The organism is Gordonia sp. G4, from assembly GCF_057770005.1.
Genome location: NZ_CM173442.1, coordinates 3,884,090 through 3,905,310 on the forward strand (window position 1 = coordinate 3,884,090; position 21,221 = coordinate 3,905,310).

23 protein-coding genes and 1 pseudogene are annotated in these 21,221 nt (G+C 68.2%); 17 read left to right on the top strand and 7 right to left on the bottom strand.

Annotation, left to right across the window (positions count from 1 at the left end; translation table 11 throughout):
- Positions 1-16: 16 nt before the first annotated feature.
- Entirely contained in the window at positions 17-1,498 is a 1,482-nt protein-coding gene (locus AC3B5T_RS17430; RefSeq protein WP_055474816.1) for a putative nucleotidyltransferase substrate binding domain-containing protein, read from the top strand.
- Between the two features lie 7 nt (positions 1,499-1,505).
- A complete protein-coding gene (locus tag AC3B5T_RS17435; RefSeq protein WP_055474817.1) occupies positions 1,506-2,264 on the top strand; it encodes an NRDE family protein in 759 nt (252 codons plus the stop codon).
- Here the strand turns inward: AC3B5T_RS17435 and ald are convergent, their stop codons facing one another.
- On the bottom strand, positions 2,265-3,380 hold the full coding sequence (gene ald, locus AC3B5T_RS17440) for an alanine dehydrogenase (protein WP_014926518.1): 1,116 nt from the start codon (positions 3,378-3,380) through the stop codon (positions 2,265-2,267).
- 149 nt (positions 3,381-3,529) lie between these two features.
- Between ald and AC3B5T_RS17445 the strand changes: the two genes are divergently transcribed.
- From AC3B5T_RS17445 to AC3B5T_RS17460, 4 genes are all read left to right on the top strand, one after another.
- Positions 3,530-4,012 (top strand): Lrp/AsnC family transcriptional regulator, encoded by a 483-nt coding sequence (locus AC3B5T_RS17445; protein WP_055474818.1) that lies wholly within the window; start codon positions 3,530-3,532, stop codon positions 4,010-4,012.
- Positions 4,013-4,079: 67 nt separating this feature from the next.
- Positions 4,080-4,829: a 4-hydroxy-tetrahydrodipicolinate reductase gene (gene dapB, locus AC3B5T_RS17450; protein ID WP_014926520.1), complete on the top strand. Its 750-nt coding sequence runs from the start codon at positions 4,080-4,082 to the stop codon at positions 4,827-4,829.
- 3 nt (positions 4,830-4,832) lie between these two features.
- On the top strand, positions 4,833-5,372 hold the full coding sequence (locus tag AC3B5T_RS17455; protein WP_010841434.1) for a hypothetical protein: 540 nt from the start codon (positions 4,833-4,835) through the stop codon (positions 5,370-5,372).
- Positions 5,373-5,376: 4 nt separating this feature from the next.
- The gene (locus AC3B5T_RS17460) at positions 5,377-5,829 is read left to right on the top strand and encodes a flavodoxin family protein (RefSeq protein ID WP_055474819.1); all 453 of its coding nucleotides are present in this window, start codon (positions 5,377-5,379) and stop codon (positions 5,827-5,829) included.
- A 436-nt stretch (positions 5,830-6,265) separates the two neighbouring features.
- On the opposite strand, the gene AC3B5T_RS17465 is transcribed toward AC3B5T_RS17460, so the two are convergent.
- From AC3B5T_RS17465 to AC3B5T_RS17475, 3 genes are all read right to left on the bottom strand, one after another.
- Entirely contained in the window at positions 6,266-6,772 is a 507-nt protein-coding gene (locus AC3B5T_RS17465; RefSeq protein WP_055474820.1) for a hypothetical protein, read from the bottom strand.
- Positions 6,769-7,926, bottom strand: a complete 1,158-nt coding sequence (locus tag AC3B5T_RS17470; RefSeq protein ID WP_156354141.1) for a hypothetical protein — start codon at positions 7,924-7,926, stop codon at positions 6,769-6,771. The genes AC3B5T_RS17465 and AC3B5T_RS17470 overlap by 4 nt, the downstream gene beginning before the upstream one ends.
- A gap of 116 nt (positions 7,927-8,042) precedes the next feature.
- Positions 8,043-8,258 carry a hypothetical protein gene (locus tag AC3B5T_RS17475; RefSeq protein ID WP_488358800.1) on the bottom strand — a complete coding sequence of 72 codons (216 nt, stop codon included), beginning with the start codon at positions 8,256-8,258 and terminating at the stop codon, positions 8,043-8,045.
- A 19-nt stretch (positions 8,259-8,277) separates the two neighbouring features.
- On the opposite strand from AC3B5T_RS17475, the pseudogene AC3B5T_RS17480 reads away from it, so the two are divergent.
- Positions 8,278-8,433: pseudogene (locus tag AC3B5T_RS17480) on the top strand (flavodoxin family protein); the annotation flags it as partial.
- Between the two features lie 148 nt (positions 8,434-8,581).
- Positions 8,582-9,958: an HNH endonuclease gene (locus AC3B5T_RS17485; protein ID WP_488357792.1), complete on the top strand. Its 1,377-nt coding sequence runs from the start codon at positions 8,582-8,584 to the stop codon at positions 9,956-9,958.
- A 49-nt stretch (positions 9,959-10,007) separates the two neighbouring features.
- Here the strand turns inward: AC3B5T_RS17485 and AC3B5T_RS17490 are convergent, their stop codons facing one another.
- On the bottom strand, positions 10,008-10,370 hold the full coding sequence (locus tag AC3B5T_RS17490; RefSeq protein WP_055474703.1) for an HNH endonuclease: 363 nt from the start codon (positions 10,368-10,370) through the stop codon (positions 10,008-10,010).
- Between the two features lie 39 nt (positions 10,371-10,409).
- Positions 10,410-11,117 (bottom strand): TetR/AcrR family transcriptional regulator, encoded by a 708-nt coding sequence (locus AC3B5T_RS17495; RefSeq protein WP_055474702.1) that lies wholly within the window; start codon positions 11,115-11,117, stop codon positions 10,410-10,412.
- 64 nt (positions 11,118-11,181) lie between these two features.
- On the opposite strand from AC3B5T_RS17495, the gene AC3B5T_RS17500 reads away from it, so the two are divergent.
- The 5 genes from AC3B5T_RS17500 (at position 11,182) to AC3B5T_RS17520 (ending at position 14,994) form a co-directional block, all read left to right on the top strand.
- Positions 11,182-11,499 carry a hypothetical protein gene (locus tag AC3B5T_RS17500; RefSeq protein WP_055474701.1) on the top strand — a complete coding sequence of 106 codons (318 nt, stop codon included), beginning with the start codon at positions 11,182-11,184 and terminating at the stop codon, positions 11,497-11,499.
- Positions 11,500-11,565: 66 nt separating this feature from the next.
- Entirely contained in the window at positions 11,566-12,399 is an 834-nt protein-coding gene (locus tag AC3B5T_RS17505) for a thymidylate synthase (RefSeq protein ID WP_014926527.1), read from the top strand.
- The gene (locus tag AC3B5T_RS17510; RefSeq protein ID WP_055474700.1) at positions 12,396-12,923 is read left to right on the top strand and encodes a dihydrofolate reductase; all 528 of its coding nucleotides are present in this window, start codon (positions 12,396-12,398) and stop codon (positions 12,921-12,923) included. The genes AC3B5T_RS17505 and AC3B5T_RS17510 overlap by 4 nt, the downstream gene beginning before the upstream one ends.
- Positions 12,923-14,152 carry a winged helix-turn-helix domain-containing protein gene (locus tag AC3B5T_RS17515; RefSeq protein WP_055474699.1) on the top strand — a complete coding sequence of 410 codons (1,230 nt, stop codon included), beginning with the start codon at positions 12,923-12,925 and terminating at the stop codon, positions 14,150-14,152. Before AC3B5T_RS17510 ends, AC3B5T_RS17515 begins: the two co-directional genes overlap by 1 nt.
- Positions 14,153-14,214: 62 nt before the next feature.
- Positions 14,215-14,994 carry an HAD-IIB family hydrolase gene (locus AC3B5T_RS17520; protein ID WP_035716973.1) on the top strand — a complete coding sequence of 260 codons (780 nt, stop codon included), beginning with the start codon at positions 14,215-14,217 and terminating at the stop codon, positions 14,992-14,994.
- Positions 14,995-15,006: 12 nt separating this feature from the next.
- On the opposite strand, the gene AC3B5T_RS17525 is transcribed toward AC3B5T_RS17520, so the two are convergent.
- A complete protein-coding gene (locus AC3B5T_RS17525; protein WP_055474698.1) occupies positions 15,007-16,680 on the bottom strand; it encodes an alkaline phosphatase D family protein in 1,674 nt (557 codons plus the stop codon).
- A gap of 159 nt (positions 16,681-16,839) precedes the next feature.
- Here AC3B5T_RS17525 and thyX point away from each other — a divergent pair, with 159 nt between their 5' ends.
- From thyX to AC3B5T_RS17545, 4 genes are read left to right on the top strand one after another with little or no spacing between them, the layout of a single operon-like run.
- On the top strand, positions 16,840-17,592 hold the full coding sequence (thyX, locus tag AC3B5T_RS17530; RefSeq protein WP_010840828.1) for an FAD-dependent thymidylate synthase: 753 nt from the start codon (positions 16,840-16,842) through the stop codon (positions 17,590-17,592).
- Between the two features lie 38 nt (positions 17,593-17,630).
- Positions 17,631-18,536, top strand: a complete 906-nt coding sequence (gene dapA, locus AC3B5T_RS17535) for a 4-hydroxy-tetrahydrodipicolinate synthase (RefSeq protein WP_010840829.1) — start codon at positions 17,631-17,633, stop codon at positions 18,534-18,536.
- A complete protein-coding gene (locus tag AC3B5T_RS17540; RefSeq protein WP_055474697.1) occupies positions 18,536-20,524 on the top strand; it encodes a ribonuclease J in 1,989 nt (662 codons plus the stop codon). Before dapA ends, AC3B5T_RS17540 begins: the two co-directional genes overlap by 1 nt.
- Before the next feature lie 47 nt (positions 20,525-20,571).
- Positions 20,572-21,204 carry a TIGR03085 family metal-binding protein gene (locus AC3B5T_RS17545; protein ID WP_014926532.1) on the top strand — a complete coding sequence of 211 codons (633 nt, stop codon included), beginning with the start codon at positions 20,572-20,574 and terminating at the stop codon, positions 21,202-21,204.
- Positions 21,205-21,221: the final 17 nt, after the last annotated feature.

A 21,221-nucleotide genomic window follows, 5' to 3' on the forward strand; every position in this document is an offset into this window, starting at 1 on the left:
CCTAGACTCTGCAGAGATGCCCGGTGAGGAGAAGCTGCAGCTGACGGTCGCGCGCCGTCGGGACGCCGGCGACGTCTCCGCCACGCGCGCCGTCGCCGAACTCCTGCGCACCGCACCGGTGATCGGTCGGGCCGACATGACCGTCCGTCAGGCGGCCGCGCTGATGACCGAACGCGGACAGGACTATGTGGTGATCCCGCTGCCGGGCCGACGCCACGGCGTGCTCACCGACGGCGTCATCCGGGCCGAGGTGGTCGCGGCCGGGCGTGGTGTGGACACCCCGGTGGGGGAGATCGTGACGGAACCGGCGTTCGTCGTCGACGCCGGGGCGGCATCGATGGACGTCCTGACCGAACTCGTCGATCGTGACCTCTCGATCGTCCCGGTCTGCGACGCCGCCGGCGACGTGGTGGGTGTCGTCGGGCCGGGGGACTTCGTCGCCGACCCGGCGGGTGCCGGTATCCCACTGCGCGAACAGATCCGCCGCTCGATCGACGTCGAGGAGCTGCAGGGACATGCGCGGCGGCTGCCGCAGTTCGCCGCCGATCTCGTGCGCCGCGACCGGCCGCCGTACGAGATCACGCGTGCGGCTTCCCTGATCGTCGACGCGGTCGTGAGCCGCGCGCTCGATCTCGTCCTGGTCGCCCATCCCGAGCTCGATCCATCGGCCTTCACCTGGTTGTCGCTGGGCAGCAATGCCCGCCGGGAACCGGTGCTGAGTTCCGACGTGGATTCGGCTGTGTCCTTCGACGATTCGGCCGCAGGCGAGATCGAGCGCTACCGAACGGCCTTCGGCGAGGTCGACGAGGTCGTGCGGAACGCGGGACTGCGGGTCGACGCCAACGGTGCCGTCGCGTCGAAGCCGCTGTTCGCGCGGACACACTCACAGTGGCAGGCGGCCGCGCGGGCCTGGATCGACGACCCGCTCGCCGGCAAGGGCATGATCTTCACGTCGCTGATGCTCGACGGCCGGCCGATCAGCGGGCGCGGCGCGGTGTCGGCCACGCCGGCGGTGGCGATGATCGCCGGTCTGCGACGCGACCCTCGGACGATGAATCTGCTACTGGCCGAGACCTTGTCGACGCGCGCCCGGCTGCGCTCGCGGCGGGATGTGCTGACCGGGCGCGGCAACATCGTCGACGTCAAGCAGCATGCGGTGACGCCGTTGGTCAACATCGCGCGGTGGGCCGCGGCCAGTGTCGGTTCGACCGACGTCGGCACCCGAGGCCGTCTGCGCGCCGCCGCCGGCAGTGAGTTGCTGCCCGACGAGCAGGCGTCGACGCTCATCGAGGTCTTCGATGTGTTGCAGCGCGTCCGGCTGAGATATCAGGTCGCCCAGTTCGACAACGGTGACCCGCCGGGGGACCGGTTCGATGTCCGGCAGTTGTCCCCGCTCGACCGCAGCCTCCTCGGGCAGGCCGTCCGTGAGATCGCCGGTGTGCAGCGTCGGATGGCGAACATGAGCCGCCTGCTTCCCGGATCCGAGAAGGTGACCTGAAAACCCGATGTGCCTGATCCTCTTCGCGTGGAACACCCACCCCACCCAGCGTCTGATCGTGGCCGCCAACCGGGACGAGCAGCACCGCCGCCGCACGTTCGCGTTGTCGCACTGGGACGATCTGCCGATCATCGGTGGTCGCGACGCGGTGGCCGGCGGCACGTGGATGGCCGTCTCCGCCGAGGCTCCCGACCGGGTGGCGATGGTGACGAACGTCCGCGTCGGGCCGGCCAGGCGGACCGGCATCCGTTCGCGCGGGCAGCTTCCCGTGGACTACCTGCTCGGCGACGACGACCCGAAGGTGTACGCCCACCGCGTCCTGGACGACGCCGCCGCGTACGACCCGGTCAATCTGCTCGTCGCCGACCGGAACGAACTGTGGTGGATGACCAACCGGCCGGAGCCGCGCGCGGAGCGGGTCGCCGACGGCGTGCACGGACTCTCCAACGGTGCCCTGGACAACGACTGGCCGAAGGTCGTCGACGGGGCGACGGCGATGACGGACCTGGTCGCGGCCGACGGGCCGGACGAGCAGTATTTCGCCCTGCTGGCCGACCAGGATCGGCCGGACCCGTCGCGCCTGCCCGACACCGGCGTCGGCCCGCAGGCCGAAGCGGCGCTGTCGTCGTTGTTCATCAACATCCCCGGCTACGGCACCCGGGCGTCGACCCTGCTCCGTGTGGGATACGACGGGCACGGGTCGATGACCGAACGCCGCTACGGCTGGCGGGGCCGACGCCGTGGAACCACGACGCTGACCTTCTGATCAGTTGTGCACGAACGGGTTCGGTGACACGGGGAGGTCGAGCGCGGCACCGACTTCGGCGGTGAACAGCTCGCCGTGCCGTGTGCTCAGGCCCGAGGCGAGTGCCGGGTCGGTCGCGCATGCCTGCTCCGGTCCCGAATCGGCCAGTCGGAGCACGTAGGGGAGCGTCGCTCCGGTGAGCGCCTGCGTCGACGTGCGCGCGACGTTGCCGGGCATGTTCGCGACGCAGTAGAACACCGTGTCGTGGACGGCGAAGGTCGGGTCGGCGTGGGTGGTGGGTCGGGAATCCTCGAAGCAGCCGCCCTGGTCGATCGCGACATCGACGAGCACCGCGCCCGGCTTCATCCGGGCGACAGTGCCGTTCGAGACGAGGACCGGTGCCTTGGCGCCGGGGACGAGAACGGCTCCGATCACCAGGTCGGCGTGCACGACGGCTTCGTCGATCGCGAGCCCCGTGCTGTACCGGGTGTGGACCCGGCCGCCGAAGCGGGCGTCGATGGCGCGCAGTTTGGCGATGTCGATGTCGAAGACGGTGACCTGGGCGCCCATGCCGAGCGCGATCTGCGCCGCGTTGACGCCGCTGACGCCACCGCCGAGGACGACGACGTCGGCGGGTTCGGTCCCGGGGACACCGCCCATGAGCACGCCCCGTCCGCCCGCCGAACGCATCAGGTGATAGGCGCCCACCTGAGGTGCGAGGCGCCCGGCGACTTCGCTCATCGGCGCCAGGAGCGGAAGGGCGCCGTCGGCGGTCCGGACCATCTCGTAGGCGATGGAGGTGACGCCCGAATCGAGCAGCGCCTCCGTGCAGGCCCGTCCCGCCGCGAGGTGCAGGTACGTGAAGAGCGTGTGCTCGCGGCGCATCAGCGCGAACTCCGCGGCGATCGGTTCCTTCACCTTCAGGACCAGTTCGGCCTGGTCCCACACCTCGGCGGCGGTTCCCAGGATCTGTGCACCGGCCGCCTTGAAGTCGTTGTCGGAGATCGCCGAGCCCTCGCCGGCGCCGGCCTGGATCACGACGTCGTGACCTCGATGGTGGAGTTCGGTGACGCCGGCCGGGGTGATGGCCACCCGGTACTCGTGGTTCTTGATCTCGGTGGGGATGCCGATGCGCATGGTGACTCCGTATGGGTTCGCGGTCTCCTGAATGTTCCTCGGTGAACTGATTTCCAGAGTGAAGTAAAGTCGACCATGCCACAATGTGACTGAAGAATATTCTCGCCAGCTGCGGTCTGGCGACGATCGTGTGAAACGAGGGAGATTCGATGGCCGCGACTCCGAAGGATGTTCGGGCCGGTGAGCTGGACGCGACGGACCGAGAGCTGCTGCGCCTGCTCCAGTCGGATGCGCGGATGGCGAACAGCGAACTGGCGCAGCGCGTCGGCATCGCCGCGTCGACGTGCCACGGCCGCTTGCGCAGGCTCGTCGAACTCGGCATCATCCGTGGCTTCTTCGCCGATGTCGACCCGGCTGCGCTGGGGCGTCCGCTCCGAGCCATGGTCGCCGTCAGCCTGCAGTCCGACGCGCGCGGTCAGATCCGGCGGTTCGTCGGCGAGATCGCCACCCACGACGAGGTGATCGACGTCTTCTTCCTCGCCGGCGCCGACGACTACCTGCTGCACGTCGCCGCCGCCGACACGGAGGCGTTGCGACAGTTCGTCGAACGGCTCAACGGCCGGCCGGAGGTCGCCGGAACCACCACGTCGCTGGTGTTCGAGCACCGCCGCGGCGGTGCCCCGATCTTCTGAACCGGGACGCCACTAGACTGGCCCGGCAACGGTTGGGACGAGGCGGCGTCGACAAGAAGAGGTGGACATGAGCGGTATCAAGGTGGGCGTCCTGGGCAGCCAGGGCAAGGTCGGGCAGGCGATCGTCGCCGCGGTCGAGAATGCCGACGACCTCACCTACACCGTCGGAGTCGACAAGGGGGACTCACCGGAGTACTTCACCGACACCGAGACCCAGGTCGTCGTCGACTTCACCCATCCCGATGTGGTGATGGACAACCTGAAGTTCCTCATCGCCAACGGGATTCACGCCGTTGTCGGCACCACCGGATTCACCGAGGAACGTCTCGACACCGTCCGCGGCTGGCTGTCCGACAACCCCGGCGTGGGTGTTCTCATCGCACCGAACTTCGCGATCGGCGCCGTCCTGTCCATGCGTTTCGCCGCGCAGGCCGCCAAGTACTACGAGTCGGTCGAGGTGATCGAGCTGCACCACCCGCACAAGGCCGACGCCCCGTCGGGCACCGCCTATCGCACGGCGGAGCTGATCGGGCGTGCGCGGGCCGAGGCGGGTGTCGGGCGGAGCCCCGATGCCACGACGGAGGAACTCGACGGCGCCCGTGGCGCGGTCGTCGACGACGTGCGCGTCCACTCGGTGCGGCTCGCGGGACTCGTCGCCCATCAGGAGGTGCTGCTCGGCACCGCCGGTGAGACGCTCACCATCCGGCACGACTCCCTCGATCGCGCATCGTTCGCCCCCGGCGTGCTCCTCGGCGTGCGCAGCATCGCCGGCCGGCCGGGGCTCACGATCGGACTCGAAGAACTGATGGATCTCTGACCGATGACCCCCGCAGGCCCACCGGACGAGCCGGCCCACGACGACGACACCGAAGGCGGCGCACCGCGCCTGGGTCCCCGTGCGAAGGACTCCCGCCCGATCGTCTGGATGATCGCGTTCCTCGTCGTGGCGCTCATCGTGTACTTCGCGCTGCTCGGCTGGCGCGGCGTCCAGCTGATCGCCTCCGGCACCGTCGCGGGCGTCGGTCTGGGAGTCGGCGTCATCGCGCTACCGCTGATCGGGGCGTGGCTGGTCTACGCGACGCTGCGGGCGGGGCTCGAGCACCAGAAGCTCGCCGCCGTGATGGCCGACGAGGGTCGCGAACTCGACATCTCCCACCTGCCGCACCGTGCCTCCGGACGGATGGAACGCGATGCGGCAGACGAGCTCTTCGCACAGGTGAAGGCCGAGTGGGAGGCCGACCCGCACGACTGGCACAACACCTACCGCATCGCCCGTGCCTACGACTACGCCGGCGACCGCACCCGGGCCCGGTCGATGATGAAACGGGCCGTCGCCCAGTACCACGGCCGAGAGCAGTAGCCACATGAGCCGGCTGCTCATCGTCCACCACACGCCGTCACCGGCGTGCCAGGAGATGTTCGAGGCCGTCGTGTCCGGTGCGACCGACCCGGAGATCGAGGGCGTCGAGGTGGTCCGCCGGGCGGCGTTGTCGGTGTCGGCGAGCGACTTGCTGGAAGCCGACGGGTACATACTCGGCACCCCCGCGAACCTCGGATACATCAGCGGCGCACTGAAACACGCCTTCGATGTCAGCTACTACCAGATCCTCGACTCGACGCAGGGACGACCGTTCGGGCTGTTCCTCCACGGCAACCAGGGCACCGAAGGGGCTGTGCGAGCGGTCGATTCGATCACCGCCGGTCTCGGCTGGACCAAGGCCGCCGAACACGTCATCGTCTCCGGCGCCCCGGACAAGGAAGCCCGAGAAGCGTGTTGGGAGCTGGGCGCAACGGTCGCAGCACAGCTCATGACTTAGCCCGAAGGCCCGCATGAAACACAGTTATCCACAGGCGTGTATGGAGGTTGTCGGAGCCGCTGCTTACGATGATGAACGGCAGGCTCACCCGGGTCTGTCCTGAGACGCCGAGGCCCACGTGTGGCCGAGGGGGTCTTGAACGCTGAACGGGCGCGCACGGTCAGATTGTCGCGCGACTTCATAGGCGGCGAGGCGCGACTGCCACGAGAACGTGCTCATGTCGCCGGAAGCGGTACCGATCACTGCTGCTGTCATGGGGATAAAGCTAGACACCCGGGGGTGCAACGCAGCGCCGCTCACTCGGCCTGGAGTAGGCGACGATGACGAAAGGCGTTGGCATACTCAGAGTTTAACGACCACCTAGACGAACGTGAGCGTGCAGCCATCGGACCGCGTAGCGTCGCGTGATGACCATAGACAGCACAGTTTCGTGCGGTCACTCATCGATTGGACCGTACTTCCAGCCGTGGTCGACGGCACGGGCAAGCAGTGCCTTCGCGGTGTTGAGATGCGCGCCCTTCTCGGAGAACGGGACGCCGTTGTAGTCGATATGCCCGTGGGTGTCAGGTACGTCCTCGTTCATCGAGTCATCCCACGCGCTCAGCGGTCGACGTGCCTCGGAGCCATCAGGGGACTTGATCTCGACGGACTCGACCTCTTCGACTGTCACGCCCAGGACGCCCACCGGGGGTCGGTAGGGCGCACCTCGCTTCTCGCACCCCGCTTTGAGGGTGGCGGCGCGCTCGTTGTACGCGTCTTCGGCCGTTGCGACCGATCCCCGCGTGACCGAGAGCCGGTTCGAGTCGGCCCTGTCATTGGAGTTAAGCAGGAATGCATCGGGCGCGACCACGCCTTCAGATACGTACGCACGCGCAATTGGTCGGTAGAGCACCTGATCGGGCTGGGTAATGCGCTCGCGGGTCTTCTCCGCTCCCTCGTTCATGAGGTCGTCTCCGAGAGCCAAGAGTCAAGGGCGGCGACAAGATCGACGACGTCGGGAGAGACCTTGTCCTCGACGAAGGTACCGGCGGGTAGGTCGGTCGCATGTACATAGAGTGCGCCGGTCGGCTCCACCTCGATCGAGAGCTGGTTCTCGGCCTCTGGCCAAAAGAACCGGATGCCGCCGGGCTCGGTGGGGAACACCGCCCGGGTGATGTTGCCCAGGGAGATCATCGCGTCGATAACCGCCCGACCCCGCTCGACCACCGCCGCCACGATCGGTTCGCCAGACTCCCCATCGAGCCAGCCCTCACCGAGATCGGCGAGCGCTTCGACCGCAGCCCGAGCGGCGCGGGCATCCTCGGTGACGTCGACGACTTTGAGTGTCTTGACAGTGGCCAGCTTGGTCAGTCGACCGTCAGCGTTGAACTCTCCCATGCCCTCGGCTTCGCACTCGAATAGCTGGCGCGCGGAAGCGATCTCGACCGCAACATCGGACTCGCGGTACGGAACGGTGATGTCGCGCTTGTGCTCTCGATCGCGGACGGTCATCTTGCCTGAGAGAACGTGGAAGTCGATCACCTGTCCCTTGACGGTGGCGGGTTTGCGGGTCTCGACGGCGAGGCTATCGATGGCGTGGCTACGGGCGGACTGGGTATACCGAGGGCGACCCTTCCACTCGACGGCGTCAGTGGGCGCGACCTGAATCGCATCGCCAGTGTGGAGGGTTTGGCCGAGTCGCTTGACCTTGTTGGGCGGGAGGCGGCGCATGTCGGCGGGAATCTGACCCTCGTCGCTCAGAGCGAAGGAGATGAAGTCATCAACGGTGTTGAGGGCGCGGCCGTAGTACTCCTCGACCTCGTCCTCCTCGTCGAACGCAATCGTGCCGGGTCCGAGGTCGTATTCGAGCGTTGCGCGGCACGAGCCCTCGCCGATCTTCTGGACCAAGCGCAGGGCGATCCGGTCGTCGTACCCCTTCGGCATCCGCTTCTTGGTCGGGTAGCGATCGTGCCAGTAGAGCCGCACGAGCGAGCGGAGTATGTCTTCAAGGGCTGAGATCTCGACGAGTGATTCAGCTGGTATTCCTGGGGCGTTGAACCGTGCTCCGCTCAGGCGCATCGCCGCGACGACGCGGGTGTCCTGGTGGGGCTCGGTCATGGTCTGCAGGTTAGCCGAGCCCACCGACCTCGGGGACTCGAACCCCGGCGATCACGCCGCGCGCCGGAGCAGGCGAGCCACCGACGCCGACGACCACGGGCCACCCTTGCGGGTCGTCAGTCCCTCATCGCTAGTGACGTCGGCGATCGCACGTGTGCGAGACCGTCGGCGTGGAGCGAGCGCATACGGGTGAGCACAGTCTGCTCGGCCTCGTTGGGAACCAGCTCGCCCGCGGCGTCGCCGCATCGATACTTGAACGGGGGCTGCCCGTCCGCGTAACCACCGCTGGCCTTCTTGATGCGACGCCCGGCCTGCATTCGCTGCACGATCACCGACCGGTCGTACCGGGACACCGAAGGGGCTGTGCGAGCGGTCGATCGATCACCTCCGGCCTCGGCTGTACCAAAGCTGCGGTGCAGTCATCGTTTCGGGACCCCGGGCAAAGGCGACCGCGAAGCGCCCTGGGAGCTGGGTGCGACGGTAGCGGCGGGGTTGATGGAGGGGTGAGCGCGTGTTCCGCGGAACACCCTCGACCTTGGGTTGAGGCCGGGCGGATTGTCGGTGCTGGGCGATACATTTGTCCTGTTCCGTTCGCTTGGTTCAGGGGGTTGCGGTGGGGGTCAGTGCTTTTCGTAGCGGTGGGGATGTTGCGTCGATGTTCGACGGTGCGGATCCCGGGTCGTTGTCTGATGAGGTTCTCGAGGGGCGGGTGTTGGGGTATGCCGCGCAGATCACGGCGCTGACAGCGGATTTCCTTGAACTGGTGGGGGAATTGGACGAGCGGGAGTCGTGGCGGGGGCCGGGGATTCACTCACTGGCGCATTGGCTGTCGTGGAAGGCCGGCATTGCACCGCGAACCGCGCACGAGCACCTGAGAGTCGCAAAGGCGATACGAGAATTGCCGGTCATCCGCAAGGCCTTTGGCGAAGGTCGCCTGACGTATTCGAAGGTGCGGGCGTTGACGCGGGTGGCCACGCCAGAGCGTGAGCGGGAGTTGGTGAACCTGGCTTTGTCGTGCACGGCGAGTCAGTTGGATCGGGCGGTGCGGGCGATGGGCCAGATCGACCGCAACCGCGGCGTCGCCGAGGAGGGTCGGCCGCCGGTGGAGTCGTCGGGTCGGTGGAAGTGGAATGCTGATGGGTCGTTGTCGGTGTCGTTGAGGTTGAGTCCGTTGGATGGGGCGCGGTTTCTGGCGGGTGCGGTGCGCGCGGAGTACGAGCGGACCCGGACCTGCGAGGATCCGGATCTGCCTACCGCTGCGAGTGTTCCGCGGAACACCGAACCGGACTCGGAGGTGGTTCCGTCGCGGCGTCGGGATCTGTGGCGGCAGGTGCCGTCGGATGTGGCGCCGGCGGTGGTGGTGATGGCCGGCATGGTGCATGACGGGATCGCGATGCCTGATGTTGCGCCGGGTGCGGAGATCCTGATTCATGCTGGTGAGGGGGTGGAGCAGGCTCATCTCGATGATGGTCCGGCGTTGTCTGAGGTCGAGGTGGCCGAGGCTCGGTGCGGTGCGTCGATTCGAGATGTGGTGAGTCGCAGGGTTCCGGGGCAGCCGGGGAAGCTGGCGTTGTTGGGTGTGGGGCGTCGTCGGCGGGCGCCGAACAAGGCGTTGGTGCGGGCGTTGTTTGTGCGGGATCGGTGTTGTCAGATGCCGGGGTGTGGTCGGACGCGTCATCTGCATGCTCATCATGTGCGGTGGTGGTCGGTGGGTGGGCGGACGGATCCGGACAATTTGATCTTGTTGTGCGGGTCGTGTCATCGGTCGTTGCATCGGGGTGAGTTCTCGATCACCGCGCACGGTGAGCAGCGGTTCACGTTTCACCGCCCGGACGGTGGCGAGATCGCGGTGGCGCCACCGACTTCGAAACCGGCTGGGTGGCAACCGAACCCTGGAATAGGGATCAACGCGACGGTCCCGGTCGTTGGGGGTCGGATGGATCTGGGGTACACCACCGAGGTGCTCTACGCGGTGTGGGAATGGAAGGAACGCAATTCTTCTGGTGCCGACCTCGACAGGTCAGCGGCGTAGTCGTCGATGGTCGCCCGGCCGAGGTCGCCGGCCGGCGCGAGCCGGCTGATCAGTCGACCGGGTCCACGGAGCCGGCGAGTTCCCTGCTCACCTCGAATTGCCGGACCAGGAACGCCTTCTCGTCGAGCTTCTTGCGCCGCATCCACGTCGTGACCTCGGAATTGCACTTGCTGGCATTGCACGGACCGCAGCAGGGCACGACGTTGGCGACGGTGTACCGGCCGCCCCGGGAGATGGCCAGCATGCAGTCGCGCTGCAGGGCGACTCCGACGGCGCCGCAGTACGCGCACCCTCCCCAGGCCCGCTGCAGAGCGAGCCACTGGGTGTCGGTGAGGTCGTTGTCACGGGACGCGACCCGCTTGCGACGTCGCTTCGCGTAGCGGTTGGCGCGGGTCGTGCTGCGGGTGGCCACGAGAGCAGACTACCGCGAGGGCCACAGGAGTCACAGCAGTCACACGGGATGGGTGGGATCGCTGAGTAGTAGTCGGCACCACGCGTCGTGCAGCCAGTTCGAGAAGCGGTCCGGTGTCCAGCCGCGGTCCGTCACGAGCATCGAGTAGTACTCGGAGGAGTTCATCGTCCAGACGATGTCGGCGATCTCCTCGACGGTCAGATCCGTACGCGTGGCGCCGGTCGAGGCGAGGTCTGCCGCGAGCCGACGCATGTTCTCCGCGCGCCGCTCGGTGATCTCCTCCCACAGATCCCGCAGGTCGGTGTCGAGGGCCGCGGCGTCCCGAAGGACGAGAAACAACGGTGCGAGCCGTCCTTGGATCGCGGTGACAGCGTGGGCGTAGATCGCCAGTTTCCGGCGCGCGTCGTCCTCGGCGAGCATGCGTGCGACATAGTCGCGCTGCGTGCCGGGAACTGGTTGGTCGGTACCCGACAGCGCGAGTTCGATCAGTTCCCGGAACATCGCCGGTTTCCGGCCGACGACGGTGTAGACCGTGTCGGGCGAGACTGCGGCACCGCGCGCTATCGCGGCGACGGTCGTCGCCGCGTAACCCTGGGACAGGAACAGTCGACGAGCCGTGTCGAGGATGCGCGAACGGGTCTGCGCGGCCGCCGCGCGGCGACGGCTGGTGTCGTACCGGCGGGTGTGTTGACCTGGGGATCGGGATGTGGCCGCCCCGTCGGACCGGCCATTGACTGCGTCGGGCATCGGACCTAGTCTAGGGGCACACGAATTAATCCGATACATACTCGGATGAATTAAGGGGCGCACGATGGCATTCTTCGCATGGACCCAGGACGTCCCGATCGACGCCGAGATGTACGGGGAGATCGCCGACCGAATCGGGGACACCCCGATGCCGGGGCTGCTCGTCCACCTGGCGCTCGAGAACGCGGACAAGAGCGTGAGCTACCTCGACGTGTGGGAGTCCGAGGAGAGCTGCTTCGCGTCGCTCCAAAAGGTGGTCCACCCCGCGGTGCACCCGGTTCTCGAGGCTCGGGGCATCCATCCGCCCGGCGAACCGCCGCGCACGCCGGCCACTGTCCTCGAGGTGCGGTTCGGCGACGGGACGGCGCAGCGCCCGTCGTAGACCCGCGGGTCGGGTGGGGGTGCGGCCTCCGAGCTGTGGTGCGGGTCGGGCCGTAGACTGTCCCCCGTGAGTACGGCGATCCGCGACATGTCATCGACCGGGACCATTCCGACTCCGTACGAGGACCTGTTGAGCCTCGTGATGGAGACCGGGACACCGAAGGCCGACCGCACCGGTACCGGGACGCGCAGCCTCTTCGGCCGACAACTGCGTTACGACCTCGCCGAGGGTTTCCCACTGATCACCACCAAGAAGGTGCACCTCAAGTCGATCGTCTACGAGTTGTTGTGGTTCCTGCGCGGTGACTCCAACGTGCGATGGCTGCAGGACCGCGGTGTGACGATCTGGGACGAGTGGGCCGACGAGAACGGTGAACTCGGTCCTGTCTACGGCGTGCAGTGGCGGAGCTGGCCGACCCCGTCGGGCGAACACATCGATCAGATCGCTGCCGCCCTCGACCTGCTCAAGACCAATCCCGATTCGCGCCGGAACATCGTGTCCGCGTGGAACGTGGGGGAGATCCCGCAGATGGCATTGCCGCCCTGCCACGCGTTCTTCCAGTTCTACGTCGCCGACGGCAAGCTGTCGTGCCAGCTGTACCAGCGCAGCGCCGACCTCTTCCTCGGTGTGCCGTTCAACATCGCGTCGTACGCACTGCTGACGCACATGATGGCCCAGCAGGCGGGTCTCGAGGTCGGCGAGTTCGTCTGGACCGGCGGCGACTGCCACATCTACGACAACCACGTCGACCAGGTGACGCTGCAATTGTCGCGCGAGCCGTACCCGTACCCGAAACTGGAACTGCGCAAGCGGGATTCGATCTTCGACTACGAGTACGACGACATCACCATCGTCGACTACGAGTCCCATCCCGGGATCAAGGCGCCGGTGGCGGTGTGACGTCGGACCTCACGGGGGAGGGGTCGCGCTCGGTGCGACTGGTCTGGGCGCAGGGACGAGGCGGGGCGATCGGCCGGGACAACACGATCCCGTGGCGGGTCCCCGAGGACATGGCGCGGTTCAAGGAACTGACGGTCGGACATCCCGTCGTCATGGGCCGCCGGACATGGGATTCGCTGCCGCCGCGCTTTCGGCCGCTGCCCGGCCGAACCAATGTCGTCGTGACCCGCAATGCGGGTTGGTCCGCCGACGGTGCGGTCGTCGCGGGATCGGTCGCCGAGGCGCTCGACCTGGCCGGCGATGACCGGATCGGAGTCATCGGCGGCGGTGAGATCTACCGGTTGGCAATGGAGTTCGCCACCGAGCTCTGCGTCACGGAGATCGATGTCGAGGTCGACGGCGCCGACGCGTTCGCGCCGCCGATCACCGACGACTGGGCGGTGGCCGAACACGGCGAGTGGCAGACCTCGACGAGCGGGATCGACTACCGGTTCGTCGACTACCGGCGCGCCCGGCAGGTCTGATGCCGCCGGATCGTCTCTCGCTCGCGCAGGCACGTCGAACCGCCCTGGCCGCACAGGGTTTCGCCGACCGCAGGCCCGCTGGAGCGCCCACCATGACGCACCTGAAGCGGGTCGTCGGCCGGACGCGACTGTTGCAGATGGACTCGGTCAACATCGCCGCGCGCGCCCACTTCATGCCCCTGTACTCACGACTCGGTCCATACGACCCGGACCTGCTGCACCGCGCCGCCTGGCAGCCCGGGCGCGGTCGACGGCTGCTCGTCGAGTACTGGGCTCACGAAGCCGCGCTGATCCCGGTGACCGACTGGCCGCTGTTCCGCTGGCGGATGGACGACTTCGCCGACGGCCGGTACCGGCACACACGAGACGTGATGCGTCGCAATCGATCCCTGGTCGCTGACGTCCGAGCGGTGATCGAGGCCCTCGGCGCGACCACGCCCCGTGCCATCGAAGCGGAACTGGGCATCGAACGCGAACCCGGCGCCGCGGGCAGCTGGTGGCAGCGCGGGGAGGTCAAGCACCTGTGCGAGGCCATGTTCGCCGCCGGTGACCTGTCGGCGGTGCGCAACGGGAACTTCGTGCGCCACTACGACCTCACCGAACGGATCGTCGGCGCCGACATCGTCGCGCAGCGACCCGGCCGTGCCGACGCCCACCGAGAGCTCGTCGGCCGGGCCGCGCAGTCCCTCGGTGTCGCCACCGTCGCCGATCTCGCCGACTACTACCGGATTCGTCCGGCCGATGCGCGACCGGCGGTCGCCGAACTCGTCGAAGCCGGTGCGCTGCACGAGGTCTCCGTGGACGGCTGGCGGGACCCGGCCTATCTGGCCGCGGGTGCGCCGATGCCCCGGCGCATCGACACCTCGGCCATCCTGTCGCCCTTCGACCCGCTGGTCTTCTTCCGTCCGCGGGCCGAGCGTCTCTTAGACTTCCACTACCGCATCGAGATCTATGTGCCCGAACACAAACGGGTACACGGCTATTACGTGCTGCCCTATTTGCTGGGCACCGACATCGCCGCGCGCGTGGACCTGAAGGCCGACCGCAGGAATCGCACCCTGCTGGTCCTCGGGGCGTACTGCGAGCCGGGGCAGTCGCGCGACCTCGTCGCCGAACGGCTGTCCGCCGATCTGCGGACGTTCGCCGGCTGGCTCGACCTCGACGACGTCGTGGTCGCTGGGCGTGGTGACCTCGCGCCCGACCTGCAACGGATGGTGCACGCCGGGTGAGGCAGGCCGGGTGATGCAATGCTGATGACCGAGAATTCACGACCGCGATGGGAGACGAAGCGATGACCGTGTCGTATGAGGGCAACGACTACCGACTGGTGATGTTCGATCTCGACGACACCCTGGCGCCGTCGAAGAGCCCGCTCGACGACAAGATGGTCGAGCTCCTGCGTCGCATGCTCGACGTGAGTCTGGGCTGCATCATCTCCGGCGGCAACTTCACCCAGTTCGAGAAGCAGGTTCTCGCGCGGCTCGGCAGTTTCGACAGCGTCGGGAACCTCCATCTCATGCCGACCTGTGGAACCCAGTACGTGCGGTGGTCCGGCGCCGAGTGGGAGACGGTCTACGCCGAATACCTCACCGACGACGAGAAGCAACGCACGCTCGACGTGCTGGAGACCGGCGCGAGAGAACTCGGACTGTGGGCGAGCGAGACGTGGGGTGACATCCTCGAGGACCGCGGCAGCCAGATCACCTTCAGCGCGCTGGGGCAGAAGGCTCCCGTCGAGGCGAAGGCCGCCTGGGACCCCGACGGAGCGAAGAAGGAGTCGTTGCGTGCCTACGCCGCGGAGCGGCTTCCGGACCTCGAAGTCCGCAGTGGCGGCTCGACTTCGGTGGACGTCACCAAGAAGGGCATCGACAAGGCGTACGGCGCACTGAAGCTGATGGACATCCTCGGACTCAGCACCGCCGACATCCTGTTCTTCGGCGACAGGCTCGACGAAGGCGGCAACGACTACCCGGTCAAGGCCCTGGGGATCACCTCGATCGCGGTCCACGGCTGGCCCGACACCCACGCCAAGTTGTCGGCCCTGCTGGACCAGGTCGACCCCGTCGGCTGACAGGCCGGCCGGCTAGGAGACCGGCCCGCCCGCCGGAACGACCCGCTGGGTGCCGTTGGCGACCCGGTAGGACTTCGCGTAGTACTGGCCGGACCGTGGGTTCGTCTTGTCGTGCACGAAATACCAGTCCATCTGCGTGGCCGCCGGGGTCACGGTCAGGACCGAGTAGCCGTGCGCGTCGAACTCGCTCCAACGCACGTGGTGGTTGGTGGCGCCGAAGGCCGAGGACACCGCGACCCCCGCGGTGTTGGCGGGCACGTTCAGCATGTCGTCGATGTTGGTCGACGTGATCGACGTGCCGACCAGTTCCGTCGCGACGCTCCCGCCGCCGGGATAGTTCGCCGGGTCGGCCGGGATGTCGCAGGCCCACGACGAGTGGATGTCACCGGTGATGAACACGACGTTGTCGACACGGTCGCGCCGGAGCGATTCCAGCAGCCGTCGGCGATCGGCCGCGTAACCGTCCCACTGATCGGCGTTGTAGGGGATTCCCTCGCGCGGGACGCCCAGCAGCGCGGTGACCGCGCCGGTCGTCTGCGGGTCCAGCGGCGGGATCAGCACCGGGGCGATCATCACCGGGTTGCCGACGATCTTCCAGCGGGTCTCCGACGACGTGAGTCCGTTGGTCAGCCAGGACATCTGGGCGCGGCCGAGGATCGACCGGGCGGGATCGTCGATCGCCGCCGATCGGGAGCTGACCTGGAGGTCGCGGTAGGAACGCAGATCGAGCATGGACAACTCGAGGAGACGGCCGAAGCGGAGCCTGCGGAACAGGTGCCGGCCGGCGGCGTCGACGGCGGGGCGGATCGGCATCCACTCGGCGTACGCGCGCAGCGCCGCGGCGCGGCGCGCGGTCCAGGAGCCCTCGCCCGGCTGATGGTTCTCCGCACCGCCCTGCCACGTGTCGTTCGACGACTCGTGGTCGTCCCAGATGCAGATGAACGGCACCTCCCGGTGCAACCCGGCCAGATCGGGGTCGGTCTTGTACTGCGCGTGACGCGTTCGGTAGTCGCGCAGCGTGGTGATCTCGTGCCGGGGGTCGTGCGGCCGGACCGTTCCGGTCTTGCCGGTGTAGCGGCCGGTCTCGTATTCGTAGAAGTAGTCGCCGAGATGGACCACCGCGTCGAGCCCGGGCTGCGCGGCCAGATGACGATAGGCGGCGAAGTACCCGGCCTCCCAGTTCGCGCACGAGACGACGCCGAACCGGATCTTCGCGACGTCGGCGCCGGTCGCGGGCGCAGTGGATGTGTGTCCGACCGGCGACACCGCACCGGCGGCCGGACCGGACACCACGGTGAAGCGGTAGTGGTACCGGGTCCGCGGGCTCAGACCGGCGACATCGACCTTCACCGTGTGGTCGGCGTCCGCCGAGGTGCGGGTCTCGCCCGACGCCACGACAGCGCCGAAGCCGGGATCAGCGGCGACCTCCCAGCGGACCAGACTCTCCGGCCCGATCCCGGAACCGGGCGCCGACGCCGGGGTCGGCGTGAGTCGTGTCCAGAGGATGACGCCGTTCGGAAGCGGGTCGCCCGACGCGATGCCGTGGCGGAAGACCTCCGCGGACCCGGGTTGTGGAGACCCGGATCGGGGCGTCCCCGGCGCGGCCTGTGCGGCCACCGCGGGTGAGGCGAGCGCGGTGCCGGTCACCACCGCACCGGTGCGCAGAAAACCGCGTCGTGTCGTCATCGCATCCCACCCCCGGTCATCACGCACGCCTGCAGGGACTCTACCCGCGGACTGAGCCGGACGGAGCCCGAAAGTGCGGTACGGAGGCGGTGGGGGAGAATCGGGTACCGCAGGGCACGCGCAGGTGTGGCCGGACGTGAGGGACGACAGGAGACATGCGTGTCCGAATTGGTGCCGCTGAAGGTGCAGATGGTGGCGATGACCCAGTTCACCCCTCCGGAGGACGTGCCGTGGAGCACCGACGCCGAGGGCGGTGAGGCACTGGTCGAGTTCGCCGGCCGGGCGTGCTATCAGAGCTGGGACAAGCCCAACCCCCGTACCGCGACCAATGCCGGGTATCTGCGGCACATCCTCGAGGTCGGTCACCTGTCGCTGCTGGAGCACGCGTCGGTGACCTTCTACATCAGTGGCATCTCGCGTTCGTGCACCCACGAGCTGATCCGCCACCGGCACTTCTCGTACTCGCAACTGTCCCAGCGGTTCGTGCCAGAGCACGACTCCAACGTCGTGGCCCCACCGGCGATCGTGGGTGACCCCGAGCTCGAGGAGCTGTTCACCGCGGCGACCGACGCGAGCCGGGCGGCCTACACCGAGCTGCTCGCGGCCCTCGAGGCGAAGTTCGCCGACGTCCCCAACGCCATCTTGCGGCGGAAACAGGCACGTCAGGCCGCTCGTTCCGTGCTGCCGAACGCCACCGAGACCAAGATCGTCGTCACCGGCAACCACCGGGCCTGGCGGCACTTCGTCGGCATGCGGGCCACCGAGCACGCCGACGTCGAGATCCGCCAGCTGGCGGTGGAATGTCTACGCCAACTGATGCGCGTGGCGCCCACCGTGTTCGGCGATTTCGAGATCGGCACGCTGGCCGACGGGACCGAGGTCGCGACCTCACCATTCGTGCTGGAAGGGTGAGGATCGTCACGGACAGGGAGGCGGTAGCCTTGAGCACCATGAACGCAGTCCAGGAACCGCTTCACGAGCATCCCTTCGGGACGAACGTGGTTGCGATGGTCACCCCCTTCCACACCGATGGAAGCCTCGATCTGGACAAGGCCGCGGTCCTCGCCGACCACCTGGTCTCGAAGGGCTGCGACGGTCTGGTGGTGTCCGGCACGACCGGTGAGTCGCCGACCACCACCGTGCCGGAGAAGCTCGAGCTGCTGCGCGTCGTCCTCGACGCGGTGGGCGACCGGGCTCGAATCACCCAGGGCGCAGGCAGTTACGACACCGCCGAGAGTGTCCGGTTCGCGATCGAGTCCGAGAAGATCGGCGCGCACGCGCTCCTCGTCGTGACCCCGTACTACTCCAAGCCGCCGCAGGCGGGCATCCTCGCGCACTTCCGCACGGTCGCCGACGCCACCGCGCTGCCGGTCCTGCTCTACGACATCCCGCCGCGCTCGGTCGTCCCCATCATGAACGAGACGATGCTCGCCCTCGCCGAGCACCCGAACATCCGGGGTGTCAAAGACGCCAAGGGCGATCTGCATTCGGCCGCGGGCCTCATCGCGAGCACCGGTCTCGAGTACCTCTCGGGCGAGGACGCGCTCAACCTGCCATGGCTGTCGATCGGTGCAACCGGATATGTCAGCGTCATCGGGCACCTCGTCCCGGATCGGTTGCGGGACATGCAGATCGCCGTCGAGAAGGGTGATCTGCACGCGGCGCGCGCGATCAACACCTCCATGCTCCCGCTCGTCAACGCCATGGGCCGGCTCGGCGGGGTCACGATGGTGAAGGCGGCACTGCGCATCCTCGGGCTGGAGGTCGGCGACCCGCGCCTGCCGCAGGTACCCGCGAACGCGGCGCAGATCGAGGAACTGATCGTCGATCTCCGAGCGGCAGGTGTGCTGGTCTGATGACGGACAACGACAACACCGGCCCCGATGCCGGGACCGACCGCCCCCGGACCCGACGCCGGGCGGCCGCCCGCAAGGCCGGCCCGCCCAGTCCGCCGCCGGCCGTGACCACGCCGCCGGCCGTGAGCACGCCGCCGGCTGTGACCACGCCGCCCGCCGGTGCCTCGCAGCAGAAGTCCGACGCGAACGCGCCGAAGCACGCGGCCAAGCGTCCGGCGAACCCCGGTTCGAATGCGCGCCGCCCCCGCCACGAACGTGGCGACGCGCGTGGCGGCCGCCGACCCGAACCGGCGACCCCCGCGCCCGTGGACCGGCTGGGCACGCCGCGGCGACTGCCCAAGGGCGGTCTGCGTGTGGTGGCGCTCGGCGGCATCGGCGAGATCGGCCGCAACATGACCGTCTTCGAGTACAACGGCCGGCTGCTGATCGTCGACTGCGGCGTGCTGTTCCCGGAGGACCAGCAGCCCGGCGTCGACCTGATCCTGCCGGACTTCAGGTACATCGAAGACCGCATGGACGACGTCGACGCGGTGATCCTGACGCACGGTCACGAGGATCACATCGGCGCCATCCCGTTCCTCCTACGGCTGCGCAGCGACATCCCGGTGATCGGGGCGAAGTTCACGCTCGCGCTCGTCGACGCGAAATGCCGTGAGCACCGGCTGCGGCCGAAGCTCGTCGAGGTGATCGAGGGGCAGACGACCTCCCACGGCCCGTTCGAATGCGAGTACTTCGCGGTCAACCACTCGATCCCGGACGCACTCGCGGTCGCGATCCGCACTCCCGCCGGGGTCGTGCTGCACACCGGCGACATCAAGCTCGATCAGCTCCCGCTCGACGGCCGACTCACCGACCTCGCCGGATTCAGCCGCCTCGGTGACGAGGGTGTCGACCTGTTCCTCGTCGACTCGACCAACGCCGAGGTGCCGGGCTTCGTGACCCCCGAACGCCAGATCGGCGGGGTCCTCGACCAGGTCATCGGCAAGGCCAAGCAGCGTGTCATCGTGGCCTCGTTCGCCAGCCATGTCCATCGCATCCAGCAGATCATCGACGTGGCGCACACCCACAACCGCCGGGTCACCTTCGTCGGCCGTTCGATGGTGCGCAACATGCAGATCGCGCAGGATCTCGGCTACCTGTCGGTGCCCGACGGCGTCGTCGTCGATCTCGACACCGCGGCGAGCCTGCCGGACCATCGCGTCGTGCTGATCTCGACCGGCTCACAGGGCGAGCCGCTGTCGGCGCTGTCGCGGATGGCGCGCGGAGAGCACCGGCAGATCAACATCCGGGCCGACGACCTCGTCGTGCTGGCGTCCTCGCTCATCCCTGGCAACGAGAACTCGGTCTTCGCCGTCGTGAACGGCCTGGCCAAACGCGGCGCGACCGTCATCACCCAGCAGAGCGCGAAGGTCCACGTCTCGGGCCACGCCTCGGCAGGCGAGCTGCTCTACCTCTACAACGCGGTGCGGCCCTCGAATGCGATGCCGGTGCACGGCGAGTGGCGGCACCTGCGCGCCAACGCCGCACTGGCCGTCGCGACCGGGGTACCCGAGGACCGGGTGGTCCTCGCCGAGGACGGCGTCGTCGTCGACCTGGTCGACGGCCGCGCCGACATCGTCGGGCGGGTTCCGGTCGGCCACGTCTACGTCGACGGCCTGTCGGTCGGTGACGTGGGGGAGTCGACGCTCTCCGAACGTCTCGTGCTGGGGGAGGGCGGTTTCATCGCCATCACGGTTGCCGTGGACGTGGCGACCGGCCGTGCGGTGAGCACGCCCGAGGTCTCCGGTCGCGGGTTCTCCGACGATCCCGACGCGCTCAAGGAGGCGGCGAACATCGTCAACCAGACGCTCGATTCGCTGGCGGCCGAGGGCGTCACCGACACGCACCGGATCGCCCAGGGGATCCGCCGGGCTGTCGGACGCTGGGTGTCGACCGCCTACCGCCGCCGTCCGATGATCGTGCCCACCGTGATGGCCGTGGGGGACTGAACCGGCGTCAAGGAACGGATTGCCGGCGATGTCGCTACCGTGGTCGTGTGACCGGTGCGCAGAACGAAAGAGCAGCCCTCGTCGAGACCTTGACGAAGGTGGGCCCCGACGCGCCCACCTTGTGTGAGGGCTGGACAACTCGCGATCTCCTGGCCCACCTCGTCGTCCGCGAGCGGCGGCCGGACACCGGCCCGGGCATTCTCATCCCCGCCTTCGCCGGCCACACCGAGAGGGTTCGGGCACAGGCGGCGTCGAAGGACTGGGATGCCCAACTCGCCCTGCTGGCGTCGGGTCCGCCGATCTTCTCACCTCTCAAGCTGGTCGATCGATTCGCCAACCTGGCCGAGATGTTCGTCCACCACGAAGACGTGCTGCGCGGCGGCGCCGATCCCGACGGACCCTGGACCCCGCGAGTCCTCGCTCCCGAACTCGAGGCGGAGCTCCGGACCCCGGCGAAGACCATGGGCAGGATGACGCTCAAGAAGGTCCCGGGACGTGTGACGCTGCGTACCCCCGACGGCGAGGATCTGGTCACCGCGGGATCGGGCGACGAGGTCGTCGTCACCGGTCGTGTCGGTGAGCTGGTCCTGTTCGCATTCGGTCGCTCACCCGTCGACGTCACGTTCGACGGCGCCGAGTCGGCGATCAAGGGCGTCCGGGAGAGCTCGCGGGGCTTGTAGGGCGGTCACAACTTCGA